At 72.2% G+C, this 14170-nt stretch carries 13 protein-coding genes; 7 read left to right on the forward strand and 6 right to left on the reverse strand.

What is annotated here, in order from left to right:
- Nucleotides 1-69: 69 nt before the first annotated feature.
- Nucleotides 70-1482, reverse strand: coding sequence for a HAMP domain-containing sensor histidine kinase (locus G361_RS0105015; RefSeq protein WP_019925961.1), 1413 nt, complete (start codon nucleotides 1480-1482; stop codon nucleotides 70-72).
- A gap of 4 nt (nucleotides 1483-1486) precedes the next feature.
- The gene (locus G361_RS0105020) at nucleotides 1487-2146 is read right to left on the reverse strand and encodes a response regulator transcription factor (RefSeq protein ID WP_019925962.1); all 660 of its coding nucleotides are present in this window, start codon (nucleotides 2144-2146) and stop codon (nucleotides 1487-1489) included.
- Between the two features lie 319 nt (nucleotides 2147-2465).
- Here G361_RS0105020 and G361_RS0105025 point away from each other — a divergent pair, with 319 nt between their 5' ends.
- The 3 genes from G361_RS0105025 (at nucleotide 2466) to G361_RS42345 (ending at nucleotide 5307) form a co-directional block, all read left to right on the forward strand.
- The gene (locus tag G361_RS0105025; protein ID WP_196814551.1) at nucleotides 2466-4331 is read left to right on the forward strand and encodes an APC family permease; all 1866 of its coding nucleotides are present in this window, start codon (nucleotides 2466-2468) and stop codon (nucleotides 4329-4331) included.
- A 110-nt stretch (nucleotides 4332-4441) separates the two neighbouring features.
- Nucleotides 4442-4786 (forward strand): helix-turn-helix transcriptional regulator, encoded by a 345-nt coding sequence (locus tag G361_RS0105030; protein ID WP_019925964.1) that lies wholly within the window; start codon nucleotides 4442-4444, stop codon nucleotides 4784-4786.
- On the forward strand, nucleotides 4783-5307 hold the full coding sequence (locus G361_RS42345; protein ID WP_019925965.1) for an SRPBCC family protein: 525 nt from the start codon (nucleotides 4783-4785) through the stop codon (nucleotides 5305-5307). Before G361_RS0105030 ends, G361_RS42345 begins: the two co-directional genes overlap by 4 nt.
- A gap of 19 nt (nucleotides 5308-5326) precedes the next feature.
- On the opposite strand, the gene mshC is transcribed toward G361_RS42345, so the two are convergent.
- The 4 genes from mshC to G361_RS0105055 form a co-directional block, all read right to left on the reverse strand.
- Nucleotides 5327-6565 carry a cysteine--1-D-myo-inosityl 2-amino-2-deoxy-alpha-D-glucopyranoside ligase gene (mshC, locus tag G361_RS0105040; protein ID WP_019925966.1) on the reverse strand — a complete coding sequence of 413 codons (1239 nt, stop codon included), beginning with the start codon at nucleotides 6563-6565 and terminating at the stop codon, nucleotides 5327-5329.
- A 173-nt stretch (nucleotides 6566-6738) separates the two neighbouring features.
- Complete coding sequence (locus tag G361_RS0105045; RefSeq protein ID WP_019925967.1) at nucleotides 6739-7620, reverse strand: SCO1664 family protein; 882 nt, start codon at nucleotides 7618-7620, stop codon at nucleotides 6739-6741.
- Between the two features lie 10 nt (nucleotides 7621-7630).
- The gene (locus G361_RS0105050; RefSeq protein WP_026342713.1) at nucleotides 7631-8218 is read right to left on the reverse strand and encodes a DUF3090 domain-containing protein; all 588 of its coding nucleotides are present in this window, start codon (nucleotides 8216-8218) and stop codon (nucleotides 7631-7633) included.
- A 47-nt stretch (nucleotides 8219-8265) separates the two neighbouring features.
- A complete protein-coding gene (locus G361_RS0105055; protein WP_019925969.1) occupies nucleotides 8266-9024 on the reverse strand; it encodes a histidine phosphatase family protein in 759 nt (252 codons plus the stop codon).
- 232 nt (nucleotides 9025-9256) lie between these two features.
- Between G361_RS0105055 and G361_RS0105060 the strand changes: the two genes are divergently transcribed.
- The 4 genes from G361_RS0105060 to G361_RS0105075 all read left to right on the forward strand — a co-directional run bounded on the left by G361_RS0105060 (nucleotide 9257) and on the right by G361_RS0105075 (nucleotide 14044).
- A complete protein-coding gene (locus tag G361_RS0105060; protein WP_019925970.1) occupies nucleotides 9257-10243 on the forward strand; it encodes an aldo/keto reductase in 987 nt (328 codons plus the stop codon).
- Between the two features lie 32 nt (nucleotides 10244-10275).
- A complete protein-coding gene (locus G361_RS0105065; RefSeq protein WP_019925971.1) occupies nucleotides 10276-11328 on the forward strand; it encodes a hemin ABC transporter substrate-binding protein in 1053 nt (350 codons plus the stop codon).
- Between the two features lie 749 nt (nucleotides 11329-12077).
- The gene (locus G361_RS0105070; protein ID WP_026342714.1) at nucleotides 12078-13094 is read left to right on the forward strand and encodes an iron ABC transporter permease; all 1017 of its coding nucleotides are present in this window, start codon (nucleotides 12078-12080) and stop codon (nucleotides 13092-13094) included.
- Nucleotides 13091-14044, forward strand: coding sequence for a heme ABC transporter ATP-binding protein (locus tag G361_RS0105075; RefSeq protein WP_019925973.1), 954 nt, complete (start codon nucleotides 13091-13093; stop codon nucleotides 14042-14044). Before G361_RS0105070 ends, G361_RS0105075 begins: the two co-directional genes overlap by 4 nt.
- Nucleotides 14045-14170 lie beyond the last annotated feature (126 nt).

Below are 14170 nucleotides of genomic sequence, written 5' to 3' on the forward strand. Positions count from 1 at the left end.
CCGCGGTGGGGCCGATCATGCCGGTCCCCCAGCAATTCACGATCATGCCGGTGCCCCGGCGGTGCCCGGTCATGCCGGTGCCCCGGCGGGGAGTTCGACGATCACCGACAGGCCGTGGGGGTGTACCGGTGCGACGGTCAGGCGGCCGCGGCGGGCGTTGACCAGGGCGGTGGCGATCGGCAGGCCCAGTCCGGAGCCGCCGGTGGTGGCGGTGGTGCCACGGTAGAAACGGGTGGTGAGGCGGTCCAGTTCGGTGGCGGGTACGCCGATTCCGGTGTCGGTGACGGTGAGGGTGACGCGGTCGCCGGTGTCGCGGACCCGCAGCACGGTGGTGGCGCCGGGGCCGGCGTAGCGGCAGGCGTTGCTGAGGGCGACGTCGAGGATCTGGGCCAGCACGTCGGCGGGGATCGCGGTGTCGACCGGCCGGTCGGGGGTGTCGGCGGTGAGGGTGAGGCCGGCGTGTTCGAAGGCGGTGTGCCAGGCGTCGACGCGGTCGGCGGCGACCTGTCCGGCGTCGCAGGCGGATTCGGCGCCACCGGTGGGGTCGAAGTCGGTGGCGCCCTCGGCGACGGCGAGGGTGAGCAGGCCGTCGAGCAGTCCGGTGAGGCGTTCGGCCTCGGCGGTGGCGCCGCGGAAGGTGGCCGCGGATCCGGCCGGGATCGCCGGTTCCAGCGAGTCGAGCCGGATGATCAACGCGGCCAATGGATTACGCATCGCGTGCGCGGTGTCGGCGACGAGCTGGCGTTGGGCGGCGGTGGCGCCGGCGACGGCCAGGGCCATGGCGTCGAAGGATTCGGCGACGGCCCGGATCTCGGCGGGGCCGCCGTGGCGGCGGGTCATCGTCGCCTCCCGGGTGGTGTCGCGTGCGGTGGGGAGGGTGGCGGTGAGCGCGGCGACCGCGGTGGACAGTTCGGCCAGCGGGCGCAGCACCCAGCGGGCCAGTCCGAGGGCGAGGGTGGTGAACAGCACCATCGCCGCCAGTGCGCCGGCGGCGACGATGTCCCAGGTGCGGACGATGTCGGCGCGGGCGTCGGCGGTGGACGCCTCGATCACCACCGCGCCGTCGACCTGGACGCCGCTGCCCATCGGGCGGGCGATGACGACGGTGGCCGGGCTCCACGGCATCAGTTGCGGGACCGTCGCCGGGTACTGGTTGCGGCGGGCGGCGGCCAGGGCGGTCTGGACCCCGGTGGCGGTGGGGTCGACGCCGATGCCGGCGACGGTGGCGCCGCGGGCGTCGACGACGAGAACGTTCTCCGCGTACAGCTGGTGGTAGCGGTCGATCTCCATGGCCAGGGCCCGGTTGTCGCCGGTGGTGGTGGCCGCGCCGGCGAGGGTGGCGAACCAGTCGGCGTCGCCGGAGCGGCCGAGGACCAGTTGCTGGGTGCGGCTGGTGGCGGCGATCGAGCACAACGGCACCGCGAAGGCCAGTACCGCGATGGTCGCGAAGACGGTCAGGGCCGCCAGCAGGCGTCGCCGCATCCGGTCACTGTCCCCAGCGGTAGCCGTAGCCGCGGATGGTGGTGATCAGGCCGGGGCGGTCGAGTTTGTGGCGCAGGCCGGTCATGTGGACGTCGAGGCTGCGGGAGACGGCGACGAACGCGTCGCCCCAGATGCGGTCCATCAGTTGCTGGCGGCTGACCGCGGCGCCGGGCCGTTCGACCAGGGCGGCGACGATGTCGAATTCCTTGGCGGTCAACGCGATCGGTACACCGGCGACCTCGACGCGGCGGGCGGCCAGGTCGACGCGGACGTCGCCGGTCGCCACGATCTGCGGGGGTGGCTGGGTCGCGGCGGCGGCGCGGCGGGTGACGGTGTCCAGGCGGGCCAGCAGTTCGGCGATGCGCGGGGGTTTGATCAGGTAGTCGTCGGCGCCGCCGCGCAGGCCGCGGACGATGGATCGTTCGTCGCTGCGGGCGGTGAGGACGAGCACGGGGATGTCGCTGACCTCGCGCAGCCGGCGCAGTACCTGCTGGCCGTCGGCGTCGGGCAGGCCGAGGTCGAGGATCACCGCGTCGTAGCCGCGGTGCGAGGTGAGCAGGTCCGCGCCGCGGCGCATCCGGTCGGCGTGGTGGCCGCGCGAGGACAGGGCCTCCACCAGAGCATCGCCCACACCATCGTCGTCCTCGACCACTGCCAACCGCACGGGGTGATTGTCCAGGAACGGGTGTTCGCCGGATCCGGGGGGTGCGGGTGTTAAGAAACCGTCAGGAATGCGGGCGCTGTGACGGGCCGGATGCACGGAAAACGTCAGGATCAGGCGGTTGACCGCCGATATCGGTGGATCCGATGGTGGTTTCGGGGCGCTACATTGACCCCGGCGCCGCCGACTGCCGGCGGTCGCCGGACCTGCGAGGGGGATTGAGCACGTGACCACGACCGCCGCACGGCGTCGCCGCTCCGGTTTCTCCGAGTGGCTGTTGGAGGGCGCCGGCGACGATCGCTATTCGCCGCATCCGGGCCCGATGGTGAAGACCGGTCATTCCCCGCATCAGCGGTCGTGGTGGCAGGTGATGTGCCTGACCGGTGTCGACTATTTCTCCACCCTGGGTTATCAGCCGGGGATCGCGGCGCTGGCCGCGGGGGTGTTGTCGCCGCTGGCGACGCTGGTGCTGGTGGCGTTGACGCTGCTGGGTGCGTTGCCGGTGTATCGGCGGGTGGCCGGGGAGAGCCCGCACGGGGGTGGGTCGCTGGCGATGTTCGCCGATATCCTCGGCCGCTGGACCGGGAAGCTGTTCATTCTGGTGCTGCTCGGGTTCGCGGCCACCGATTTCGTGATCACGATGACCCTGTCGGCGGCCGACGGCGCCGCGCACATCGTGGAGAACCCGTTCGTGCCCAGTGCGTTGCACGGCCACACCATGGTGATAACGCTGGTGTTGCTGGCTTTGCTGGCGGCGATCTTCCTGAAGGGGTTCGCGGAGGCGATCGGTATCGCGGTCGTGCTGGTGGGCCTGTATCTGGCGTTGAACGCGGTGGTCGCGGTGGTCGGGTTGTGGCAGGTGTTCACTGCGTCGCATCTGGTGGTGGACTGGGGGCATGCGATGACCGCGCAGCACGGCAGCGTGTTCGCGATGATCGGGGTGTCGCTGCTGGTGTTCCCGAAGCTGGCGCTGGGCCTGTCCGGGTTCGAGACCGGGGTGGCGGTGATGCCGCAGATCAAGAGCGCGCCCGGCGAGTCCGAGGCCGATCCGGTCACCCGGATCGCCGGGACGCGGATGCTGCTGACCACCGCCGCGGTGATCATGAGCGTCTTCCTGCTGATCACCAGTTTCATCACCGTGGTGCTGATCCCGGCGAAGGAGTTCGACGCCGGTGGGCAGGCCAACGGGCGGGCGCTGGCGTATCTGGCGCACCGGTATCTCGGTGACGGGTTCGGCACGGTGTACGACGTGTCGACGATCGCGATCCTGTGGTTCGCCGGCGCGTCGGCGATGGCGGGGCTGCTGAATCTGGTGCCGCGGTATCTGCCCCGGTACGGGATGGCGCCGGAGTGGGCGCGGACCACCCGGCCGCTGGTGCTGGTGTTCGCGGTGATCGCGTTCGGGATCACCTGGTATTTCCGGGCCGATGTCGACGCGCAGGGCGGTGCGTACGCGACCGGTGTGCTGGTGCTGATCACCTCCGCGGCGATCGCGGTGACGTTGTCGGCGGCCCGGAAACGGCAGCGGCTGCGGGTGGTCGGGTTCGGGCTGGTGGCGGCGGTGTTCGTGTACACGACGATCCTGAACATCTTCGAGCGGCCCGAGGGGGTGCAGCTGGCGTCGCTGTTCGTGCTGGCGATCATCGTGGTGTCGCTGGTGTCGCGGGTGCGGCGCGCGTTCGAGTTGCGGGCGATCGAGGTGACCTTCGACGACAAGGCCGCGTTCCTGATCGACAAGATCGCCGCGCACGGCGCGATCCGGATCGTCACCCACGATCTGGAGGAGTATCGGCGGCCGGAGGAGTACCGGGAGAAGGAGGCCGCGCAGCGGCTGGAATCGCACATCCCGGCCAAGGAACCGATCCTGTTCCTGGAGGTGGTGGTGCAGGACGCGTCGGAATTCTCCACCGATCTGCATGTGACCGCCGTCGAGCTGGACTGTTACAAGATCCTGTCGGTGGACGCGGCGGCGATCCCGAACTCGATCGCGGCGATCCTGCTGGCCATCCGTGACCGCACCGGGCTGATCCCGCACGTGTATTTCGAATGGACCGAAGGCAATCCGCTGGCGAACCTGCTGAAGTTCCTGTTCGTCGGTGAGGGTGAGGTCGCTCCCGTGACGCGGGAGATCCTGCGCCGCGCGGTCCCGGACATCGCCGAACGGCCGCACGTGCACGTCGACAGCTGAGCGACGGGATGGTCCCGATGCCGCGTGGCCGAGTGGGCCGCGCGGCATCGCCGTTTCCGGGGGCGTTTCCCTCTTCCCCAACCCCATCGGTAAGTCTACACTTACGGTTCGTGGGGACTTACCAAGCGGAGGCGCTCGACGCGCTCGGCGACCCGACCCGGCGCGCGATCTTCGAACGCCTGGGCCGGGGACCGTGCGCGGTCGGGGAACTGGCCGCGGAACTGCCCGTCAGCAGGCCCGCGGTCTCCCAGCACCTCAAGGTCCTGGAGAAGGCCGGGCTGGTGACCTGCACCGCCGTCGGCACCCGCCGCGTCTACCGGCTCGACCCGCGCGGCATCGACGCCCTGCGCGCGTACTTCACCCACTTCTGGTCGACAGCCATGTCGGCCTACCGCGACCAGGTGCACCGGCAGACCCGCACCGGCACACCGGCAACCGAACAGGAGCAACCATGACCCAGCACACCGCCGACTCCACCGGCACCGACAGCGCCGCACCGGCCGACAGCGCCGCCGTGCGGGTGGAACTCACCGTCGACGCGGGCGCGGACACCGCCTTCGACGTGTTCACCACCGGTATGGACAGCTGGTGGCCGCGCGGCCACCACATCGGCTCCGGGCCGCTGGCCGAGGTCGTCGTCGAAGCACACACCGGCGGGCGGCTCTACGGCCGCGAGGAGGACGGCACCGAATGCCCCTGGGGCCGCGTGCTGGTCTGGGACCGGCCCACCCACTTCGCGTTCAGCTGGGACATCTCCCTGGACTGGCAGTTCCAGCCCGACCAGGCACTGACCAGCCGCGTCGACGTCACCTTCACCCCGGTCGACGACGGCCACACCACCGTCACCCTCGTGCACTCCGAACTCGACCGCCACGGCGACGGCTGGGAAACCATGCGCGACTCGATCGCCTCCCCCGGCGGCTGGCCCATGATCCACGACAACTACGCGCACGCCGCGCGCGCCGCCGCGGCCTGAACCCGCGAAACCCGGCCGCCTACAGGCGGATACCGAGCAGCGCGTCCACCGCGTCCGCGACCAGGCCCGGCGCCGACACGTCCGGGCCCCCGTACGCGAGCGCCTGCTGCACCCAGGCATCCACGGCCGCAAGGGCTTTCGGGGTGTCCAGATCGTCGGCCAGATGCTGCCGCACCCGGGCCACGGTGTCCTCCGCGGCCGGCGCCGACGCCAGCGTGGCCGCCTGCCGCCACCGGTCCAGCCGCGACAGCGCGTCGGTGAGGATGTCGCCGGTCCACTGCCGGTCCTGCCGGTAGTGGCCGGCGAACAGACCCAGCCGGATCGCCGACGGATCGGTCCCGCCGCGCCGCAACCGCGACACGAACACCAGATTGCCGCGCGACTTCGACATCTTCTCCCCGTCCAGGCCGATCAGCCCGGCATGCACGTAGTGCCGGGCGAACCGCCGATGCGCCACCAGCGCCTCGGCATGCGCCGCGGAGAACTCGTGATGCGGGAAGATCAGATCCGACCCGCCGCCCTGGATGTCGAACTCGGGCCCGATCCGGTTCAGCGCGATCGCCGCGCACTCGATGTGCCAGCCCGGCCGGCCCGGCCCGAACGGCGCGGGCCACGACGGCTCACCCGGGCGCGCGGCCCGCCACAGCAACGCGTCCAGCCGGTCCCGCTTCCCCGGCCGGTCCGGATCGCCACCCCGCTCGGCGAACAACCGCTCCATCGTCTCCCGGTCGTAGCCCGACTCGTACCCGAACTGCTCGGTGGCGTCGTGGCGGAAGTACACATCCGGATACCGCGCGTCGTCGACCACATAGGCCGCACCCCCGGCGAGCAGTTTGTCGACCAGTTCCACCACCTCGCCGACGGATTCGACCGCGCCGATGTAGTCCGCCGGCGGCAGCACCCGCAACGCCGACATGTCCTCCCGGAACAACTCCACCTCGGTGGCGCCGAGATCGCGCCAGTCCACCCCGTCGCGGGCCGCGCGCTCGAACAGCGGATCGTCGACATCGGTCACGTTCTGCACGTAGTGCACCCGATGCCCGCCGTCGCGCAGCACCCGATTGACCAGATCGAAGGCCAGATAGGTGGCGGCATGCCCGAGATGGGTGGCGTCGTAGGGGGTGATGCCGCACACGTACATGCCGGCGGTCGCCCCCGGGGTCACCGGGCGCACCTGCCGGTCGGCGGTGTCGAACAACCGCAACGGCGGTCCTGATCCGGGGACGGTCGGGACAGCGATTTCGGACCAGGACTGCATGAATCGAGGGTAAAGGTGTGATCGGCGCCCGTTACCGCCGCCCCCGCTACAACCCCGTCACCGATCCACCGCACCACCGGGCCCGACCTGCGCCGACGCCGCCCACCGGAAATGTCAACCCTTGCAATCCCGCCGGTGCGATCACCACGCCCCGGCGGCGGCGGACGGCCGGATCAGAACGCCGGCCAGGGGATCGGCCGCGAGGACCGCGGCAACGGCATCACCGGATCGTTGAGCAACCGGCGCGCGCGAGCGGTCAGCGCCACGATCTCGGCCTCGGTGATGTGCTCGGCCAGCGCGTCACCCACCGCACCCGAGAGCTTCGGCACCAGCGCGGCGACATCGTCGAGCAGCGGCGCGTCCACCGGGGAACCGGCCCAGCCCCACAGCACCGTGCGCAATTTCGGCTCCGCGTGCAGGCAGATCCCGTGATCGACCCCGTACACGTGCCCGTCGGTGCCCTCCAGCGCATGCCCGCCCTTGCGGTCGGCATTGTTGATCAGCACGTCCAGCACCGCCATCCGGTGCAGGCGCGGATCGTCGGCATGGACCAGCGACACCTCCGCACCCGTACCGTCCACCGCGCGCAGCACCTCCAGGAACCCGGCCGGCACCGCGCCGGCGGGGACCAGATCCACCAGATCCGGGCGCGGGTCCTGCTCGTCGGTGACGGTGTCGGGCGAGTCGACCCAGCGTTGCACCATCCCCGGCCCGTACGGGCCGTCGCGCAGGATCGTCTCCGGGATCACCGTCCAGCCCAGCGCCTGCGACACCAGATACGACGCCACCTCCCGCCCGGCCAGCGTGCCGTCGGGGAAATCCCACAACGGCCGCTCCCCGCGCACCGGCTTGTACACCACGCGCGCGGTCGACTCGCCCGCCGTCGCGCGGTACACCCGCGGCCGCGACCGGCGGTCGCGCACCACACCGTCGGCGCCGATCTCGCACACCAGGGTCAGATTGCTCGCGGTGGAGACCTGTCCGAGTACGGACAGATCGCCGGTATAGAAAGGATCGGCGGCCCCGTCGCCGATGGGGGCCGTGACTGCGTTCATGATCGCCGGGTCAGTCTTCCTCGAGGTCGGTGGCGCCGAAGATGTCGCCACGCTTGTAGCCGTTGGTGCGGACACACATATGCCCCTTCGTGGACAGCGGCTCCCCGCACAACGGGCACGGCGGCCGGCCGGCCGCGATCACCCGCGTCGACCGCAACGCGAACTCCCGCGCCTGGATCGGGGTCAGGAACACCCGCACCGCGTCCGGGCCCTCCTCGGTGTCGTCGAGGACCACCGACTCGTCCACCTCGGTCTCGGTGATCGCCAGCAACTCCACCACCACCGCGCCGGCGTCGGCGTCCCAGCCCAGGCCCATCGTGCCGACCCGGAACTCCGCGTCGATCGGCGTCTGCAGCGGTGCGGTGTCGTTGACGTCGTCCGCCTGCGGCGGCACCTCCGCGCCGAACCGGCGCGCGACCTCGTCCAGCAACAGACCCATGCGGTCCGCGAGCACTTTCACCTGCTGCTTCTCCAGCAGCACACTCACCACCCGCGGCTCCTGCACAGCCTGTAGGTAGAACGAACGATCGCCAGGCTCACCGACTGTTCCGGCGACGAAACGATCGGGGGTGCGAAACACATGGATTGCTCGGGACATCTGCACCTCCTGAAACCGACTGCACTACGTCCACTACTCGACACGTCCTATGAAGGAGAATCGGGGCGATCCGCATTCCCATTATCCGTATCAGGACCGGATTCGGTCGCGTCGTCACCGGTGGGTATTTCCCCGCCGGGGATCGGTGCCGCCGCCTGACCCGAATGTTGCTCCGGTTTTGCCGCCAGGGCCGACAGATCGGTGCCGGTGTCGTTTACCCGCCACACGGACGGGCCGGTCGGGGCATAACGGACCACACTGATCGACGCCGGTTCCACCGCGAAACGCTGGAAACCGTCCAGATGGATCGCGAACGCGTCCGCGAGGATCGACTTGATCACATCGCCGTGCGTGCACGCCACCCACAACACGTCCCGGCCCGCGTCGGCCGCGAACCGGTGATCGAGCTCCCGCACCGCGGCCACCGCCCGGAACTGCACCTGCGCCAGGCCCTCCCCGTCGGGGAACACCGCCCCCGACGCGTGCTGCTGCACCACCCGCCACAACGGCTCGCCGAGCAATTCCCGGATCGGGCGGCCGGTCCACTGCCCGTAGTCGACCTCCAGCAACCGCGGTTCGGGCACCGGTTCGAGACCGAGTTTGCCCGCCAGCGGCGTCACCGTCTGTACGCACCGCTGCAACGGCGAATGCACGATGTGCTCGATCGGCAGCGCCGCCAGCCGATCGGCCACCGCCTGCGCCTGATCCCGACCGCGGTCGGTCAGATCGACGCCGGGGCTGCGGCCGGCCAGCGTGCCGGCGACGTTGGACGTCGACACCCCGTGCCGCAGCAGGATCACAGTCATGACGCCCAGCCTAGGCGATCACGGGAAGTTCACCACCGTCGTCGGCCGACACCATCGTGAACGGCAATCCCGCACCAGGCCAACGGCACTGACGCCGGGAGGGCGGGAACGGTTGCGCCACACCGCCACCGCGCGGGTGTGCCGGGGATGTGCCCGCCCGGTGGTGTCGCCGAGCGGTGAAACGCCGCACACGCTTTACGCTTCGGTACGTGACGGAAGTGCGGACGTTGTGATGGAGCAGCGGGCGGTGGGACGCAGCGGGCTGCGGGTGTCCCGGATCGGCCTGGCGACGCACACCTGGGGCAGGGAGACCGCCGCCGACGCCGCGGCCGTGCAACTGGTGGCGTTCGTCGAGGCCGGCGGCACCCTCGTCGACACCTCACCGGCCTACCACGGCGGCGGCGCCCAGCGCATTCTCGGCGACCTCATGGGTGAGGTCGTCGCCCGCGACGAACTGGTCCTCAGCGGCTGCGCCGGCCTGGTCCCGGTACCGGCGGTCACCGACCCCGACGGCGTGCCCGTCACCCACACCGGCTGGATCCCCTGGACCGTCGACGCGTCACGGCGCACCCTCATGCGGCAACTCGACGCCACCCTCGCCACCCTCGGCACCGACTATCTCGACATCTGGAGCGTCGCCGCGTGGGATCCGTACACGCCGCTCGAGGAGATCGCCGCCACCGTCGAATTCGCTGTCCGCTCCGGGCGGGTCCGCTACGCGGGGGTGCGTGGCTTCACCGCGTGGCAACTGGCCACCCTCGCCGCGGTCGCCCCGATCACCGCCGCCCAGACCCCCTACTCACTGCTCGGCCGCGGCCCCGAACGCGATATCGTGCCCGCCGCCGTGCACCACGGGGTCGGGCTGATCGCCGCCAGCCCCCTGGCCGGCGGCATCCTCACCGGCAAATACCGCGACGGGGTGCCCGCCGACTCCCGCGGCGCCGACGAGGCCACCGCCGCCGAGATCACCGACCGGCTCGACGAGAACGCCACCCGCGTCGTGGACGCCCTCGTCACCGCCGCCGACGGCCTGGGCACCTCACCGCTGGCCGTCGCGCTCGCCTGGATCCGCGACCGGCCCGCCGTCGCCAGCATGATCGTCGGCGCCCGCGACATCGCCCAGCTGACCGGCATCCTCGCCGCGGAAACCCTGGAACTGCCGCGCGCCATCGCCGCCGCCCTCGACGACGTCAGCCGCCTCACCGTCACCCGGGTCTGAACCCGGCACCGGACACGACTTAGGCTTCCCTCATGAGGTGTGTCGCCCGTTCCCGGTCCCCGCGGACCCTGCTCGGTCGCGCCGTGCTCGCGACGCTCGCCGCCGCCCTGCTCGCCGGTGTCACCGCCTGCGGGCCCACCACCGGCGCCGGCGGCGCCACCACCGCGCACGGACCGGCCACCGCCACCCTCACCGACCTCGACCCCGTGCCCATCGGCCCCGCGCCGGTCCCGGTGCTGCCGGCGACGGTGCACTCCTTCGACGGATCCACCGTCACCGTCACCGACGCCTCCCGCATCGTCGCCGTCGACCGCTACGGCACCCTCGCGCAGACCGTCTGGGCCCTCGGCCTCGGCTCGCACCTGGTCGGACGCTCCACCTCCGCCGCGTTCCCCGCCGTCCGCGACGTGCCCAACGTGGCCGGCGGCAGCGGCAGCATCAACATCGAAGCCGTCGCCGCGCAGCGCCCCACCGTATTCCTCACCGACACCACCAGCGCCACCCCCGCCATGCGCGACCAACTGAAGGCCCTCGGCATCACCGTCGTCTACGCCGACCCGAACCGATCCATGGACACCGTCGGCCCGCAGATCGAGGCCGTCGCCGCCGCCCTCGGCGTCCCCGCCGCCGGGCACGCGCTGGCCGGGCGCACCCACGACGAGATCACCGCCGCCACCGCCGCCATCCCGAAACACGACCCGCGCCCGAAGATCGCGTTCGTCTACCTGCGCAGCACCGCCATCACCATGCTCGCCGGACCCGGCTCCGGCGCCGACGCCCTCGTCACCGCCCTCGACGGCACCGACGCCGGCACCGCCTCCGGCCTGAAGGAACCGTTCACCCCCATCACCAGCGAGGCCATGATCGCCGCCGCCCCCGACATCCTGCTGGTCATGTCCGACGGCCTGGCCTCCGTCGGCGGCCTCGACGGCCTGCTGAAGGTCCCCGGCATCGCCCAGACCCCCGCCGGCCGCGACCGGCACGTCGTCGACATGGCCGACTCGGTGATCCTCAGCTTCGGCCCCAACACCGGCCGCGTCGTCGCCGCCCTCGGCAAAGCCCTCTACGGCACCACCCCCGCATGACCGGACCCGGACTCCCCGGCGCAGCACACCGACCCGCCACCGAACCGATTCGCCGCGACCACGAGACCACCGCAGGCGGATCGGGCACCGAGACCCCCGATCCCCTGCCGGTCACCGGACCCCGCACCACGCCGGAGCTGCGCGAGCCCGCCACGCGAACCGCCGACGGCGACCGCCGGACCGACGCGAGCGCCGATCGCGTCGCCACCACGGCGAACGCGCGACCCGCCGACGGCAGTGCAGCAGCCGACGAGACATCGGCGGACAGCCCGGCGGGCCGGGTCGAAACCGGCCCGGCCGTCGCCACCGGCGCGGCGGATCGGGTCGCGACCGGCGGGCCGGTCGCGGGCACGCGGGACGCCGGTGCGGCAGCGGTGGACCCGGTCACCGAGGGGGTCCTCACCGCGGCCACGGACCACCCCTTTGCCGCCGTCATGGCAGCGGATGCGTCCCGGCAGCCGGTGCCGAATCCGGGCCCGCTCGCCGCCGGACCTGCCGAAGGTTCGACACCGACCGGCGGAGTTGTCGCGGGGCCGGCCGAAGGATCGGCGACGGGCGGCGGCGGTGCCGTCGAGGGCTTTGCCGAGAGATCGGCGACGGCGGGAGGCGAGGGCACAGCAGGTCCCGGCGAGAGACCGGCGCTGGGGGATGGTGGCGGTGCCACGGCTAGGCCTGCCGAGAGTTCGGCGACGGCTGGCGGTGACGGCGCTGGGGGGCCCGGCGGGCGGAGGCGGTGGTCGCGGGTTGCGATCGCGTTCACGGTGGCGGTTGTCGTGCTGGTGGCGCTGGCGTTGTTCTCCGCTGCGGTCGGGCAGGTGCCGACCACGCCGGCGGAGGTCGCCGGGAGTGTCGCGCATCGGATCGGGCTGGACTGGGGGCCGATGCCACACCATCCCGCCGGGGAAGTGACGCTGTGGCAGGTGCGGTTCCCGCGCGTGGTCCTCGCGATGCTGGTCGGGGCCGCGCTCGCGACAGCGGGTGCATTGTTGCAGGGCGTGTTCGCCAACCCGCTCGCCGAACCCGGCGTGATCGGCGTGTCCTCCGGTGCGGCCGTCGGCGCGGGCATCGTCATCGTCACCGGCGGCGCGTTCGCCGCCGCCTGGTCGGTCGCCGGCGGCGCGTTCGTCGCGGGGCTGGGCACCACGCTGCTGGTCTATCTGCTGTCGAGGTCCGGCGGGCGCACCGAGACCGTCACGCTCGTGCTGACCGGTGTCGCCGTCAACGCGTTCGCCGGTGGACTGATGGCGTTCCTCATGTTCACCGCCTCCCCGGCCGCCCGGGACCAGATCGTGTTCTGGCAGCTGGGCAGCCTCAACGGCGCCACCTGGCAATCGGTCACCGTCGTCGCGCCCCTGGCCGCCGTCGGTATCGCCGCCGCGATCCTGCTCGCCCCGCGCCTGGACCTGCTGGCCCTCGGTGAATCCGCTGCCCGCCACCTCGGTGTCGATGTGGAACGCCTGCGCCGCAACGTGATCCTCGTGGTCGCCGTCCTCGCCACCGCGGGCGTGTCCTTCACCGGCGTCATCCTGTTCGTCGGCCTGGTCGTCCCGCACGTCGTCCGCCTGCTCGTCGGACCCGGGCACCGCGTCCTGATCCCGCTGTCGGCGCTGCTCGGCGCGATCGTGCTGCTCGCCGCCGACGTCGGCGCCCGCACCCTCGTCGCCAACGCCGACCTTCCCCTCGGCATGCTCACCTCTCTCGTCGGCGCCCCCTTCTTCTTCTGGCTGCTGCGCCGCACACGCGCCCGCTCCGGAGGCTGGGCATGACCGGCCCCACCCCACCGGCACCGGCCGACACGGCAGCGACCGGACCGAGCGACACGCAGGCCACCGGGTCATCCGCGCCCGAGCCGGCGCGTCGGCACGACGACCGCAACCGGGTGACGCGCGCGTGGCGGCGTATCGCGCGCCGGACGCACGACGTACCGCCCGCGCCGGACCCCGGGACGATCACGCTGCGGGCGCGTGGCGTCACGATCACCCGAGGCGGCCGCCCGGTCCTCGAGGATGTGGACCTGGAGGTGGTGTCCGGGCAGATCCTGGCGCTGGTCGGGCCGAACGGCGCCGGGAAATCCACCCTGCTCGCCGCGCTGGCCGGGGAACTGGACCCGATCTGCGGCAGCGTCGAACTCGACGGCCGCCCCCTGACCGACTGGACCCACACCGACATGGCCCGCCGCCGCGCGGTCCTGCCGCAGAGCCACAGCGTCGGATTCCCGTTCACCGCCCGCGAAGTCGTCACCATGGGCCGCGCCCCCTGGGCCCGCACCGCCCGCCGGGACGGTGACGAGGCCGCGATCGCCGCCGCCATGGCCGCCACCGACGTCGGGCACCTCGCCGACCGGCCGTTTCCCGCGCTGTCCGGCGGGGAACGGGCCCGCGTCGCCCTCGCCCGCGTCCTGGCCCAGGACACTCACACGATGATGCTCGACGAACCCACCGCCGCACTGGATCTCGGCCACCAGGAACAGGTCCTGCACCTGGCCCGCCGCCGCGCCCACGCCGGCGCCGCGGTCGTCGTGGTCCTGCACGACCTCGGCGTCGCCGCCGCCTACGCCGACCGCGTCGCCGTCCTCGCCGACGGCCGCCTCGTCGCCGCCGGTCCCCCGCGCGACGTCCTCACCACCGGCCTGCTCACCGACGTCTACCGCCACCCCGTGGAAGTCTTCGACCACCCCCGCACCGGCACCCAACTCGTCCTCCCGGTCCGCCGCTGAGCCACCCGACCGGCACCGGGTCCGGATACGAGCACCGCGGCGTCCCGGGCCCGGTCCAGACATCGCCGGCGACGTACTCGGAACCGGCATTCCCCTCGAGGTCGGCGATCGTGGTCCGGCCGGGAC

The organism is Nocardia sp. BMG111209 (genome assembly GCF_000381925.1).
Taxonomy (GTDB): domain Bacteria; phylum Actinomycetota; class Actinomycetes; order Mycobacteriales; family Mycobacteriaceae; genus Nocardia.

Excerpts from the sequence above, each read along its gene's own strand:
- G361_RS0105015 (WP_019925961.1), bottom strand. The coding sequence starts at position 1,482 with ATGCGGCGACGCCTGCTGGCGGCCCTGACCGTCTTCGCGACCATCGCG.
- G361_RS0105025 (WP_196814551.1), top strand. The coding sequence starts at position 2,466 with ATGGTGAAGACCGGTCATTCCCCGCATCAGCGGTCGTGGTGGCAGGTG.
- G361_RS42345 (WP_019925965.1), top strand. The coding sequence starts at position 4,783 with ATGACCCAGCACACCGCCGACTCCACCGGCACCGACAGCGCCGCACCG.
- mshC (WP_019925966.1), bottom strand. The coding sequence starts at position 6,565 with ATGCAGTCCTGGTCCGAAATCGCTGTCCCGACCGTCCCCGGATCAGGA.
- G361_RS0105045 (WP_019925967.1), bottom strand. The coding sequence starts at position 7,620 with ATGAACGCAGTCACGGCCCCCATCGGCGACGGGGCCGCCGATCCTTTC.
- G361_RS0105050 (WP_026342713.1), bottom strand. The coding sequence starts at position 8,218 with ATGTCCCGAGCAATCCATGTGTTTCGCACCCCCGATCGTTTCGTCGCC.
- G361_RS0105055 (WP_019925969.1), bottom strand. The coding sequence starts at position 9,024 with ATGACTGTGATCCTGCTGCGGCACGGGGTGTCGACGTCCAACGTCGCC.
- G361_RS0105060 (WP_019925970.1), top strand. The coding sequence starts at position 9,257 with ATGGAGCAGCGGGCGGTGGGACGCAGCGGGCTGCGGGTGTCCCGGATC.
- G361_RS0105065 (WP_019925971.1), top strand. The coding sequence starts at position 10,276 with ATGAGGTGTGTCGCCCGTTCCCGGTCCCCGCGGACCCTGCTCGGTCGC.
- G361_RS0105075 (WP_019925973.1), top strand. The coding sequence starts at position 13,091 with ATGACCGGCCCCACCCCACCGGCACCGGCCGACACGGCAGCGACCGGA.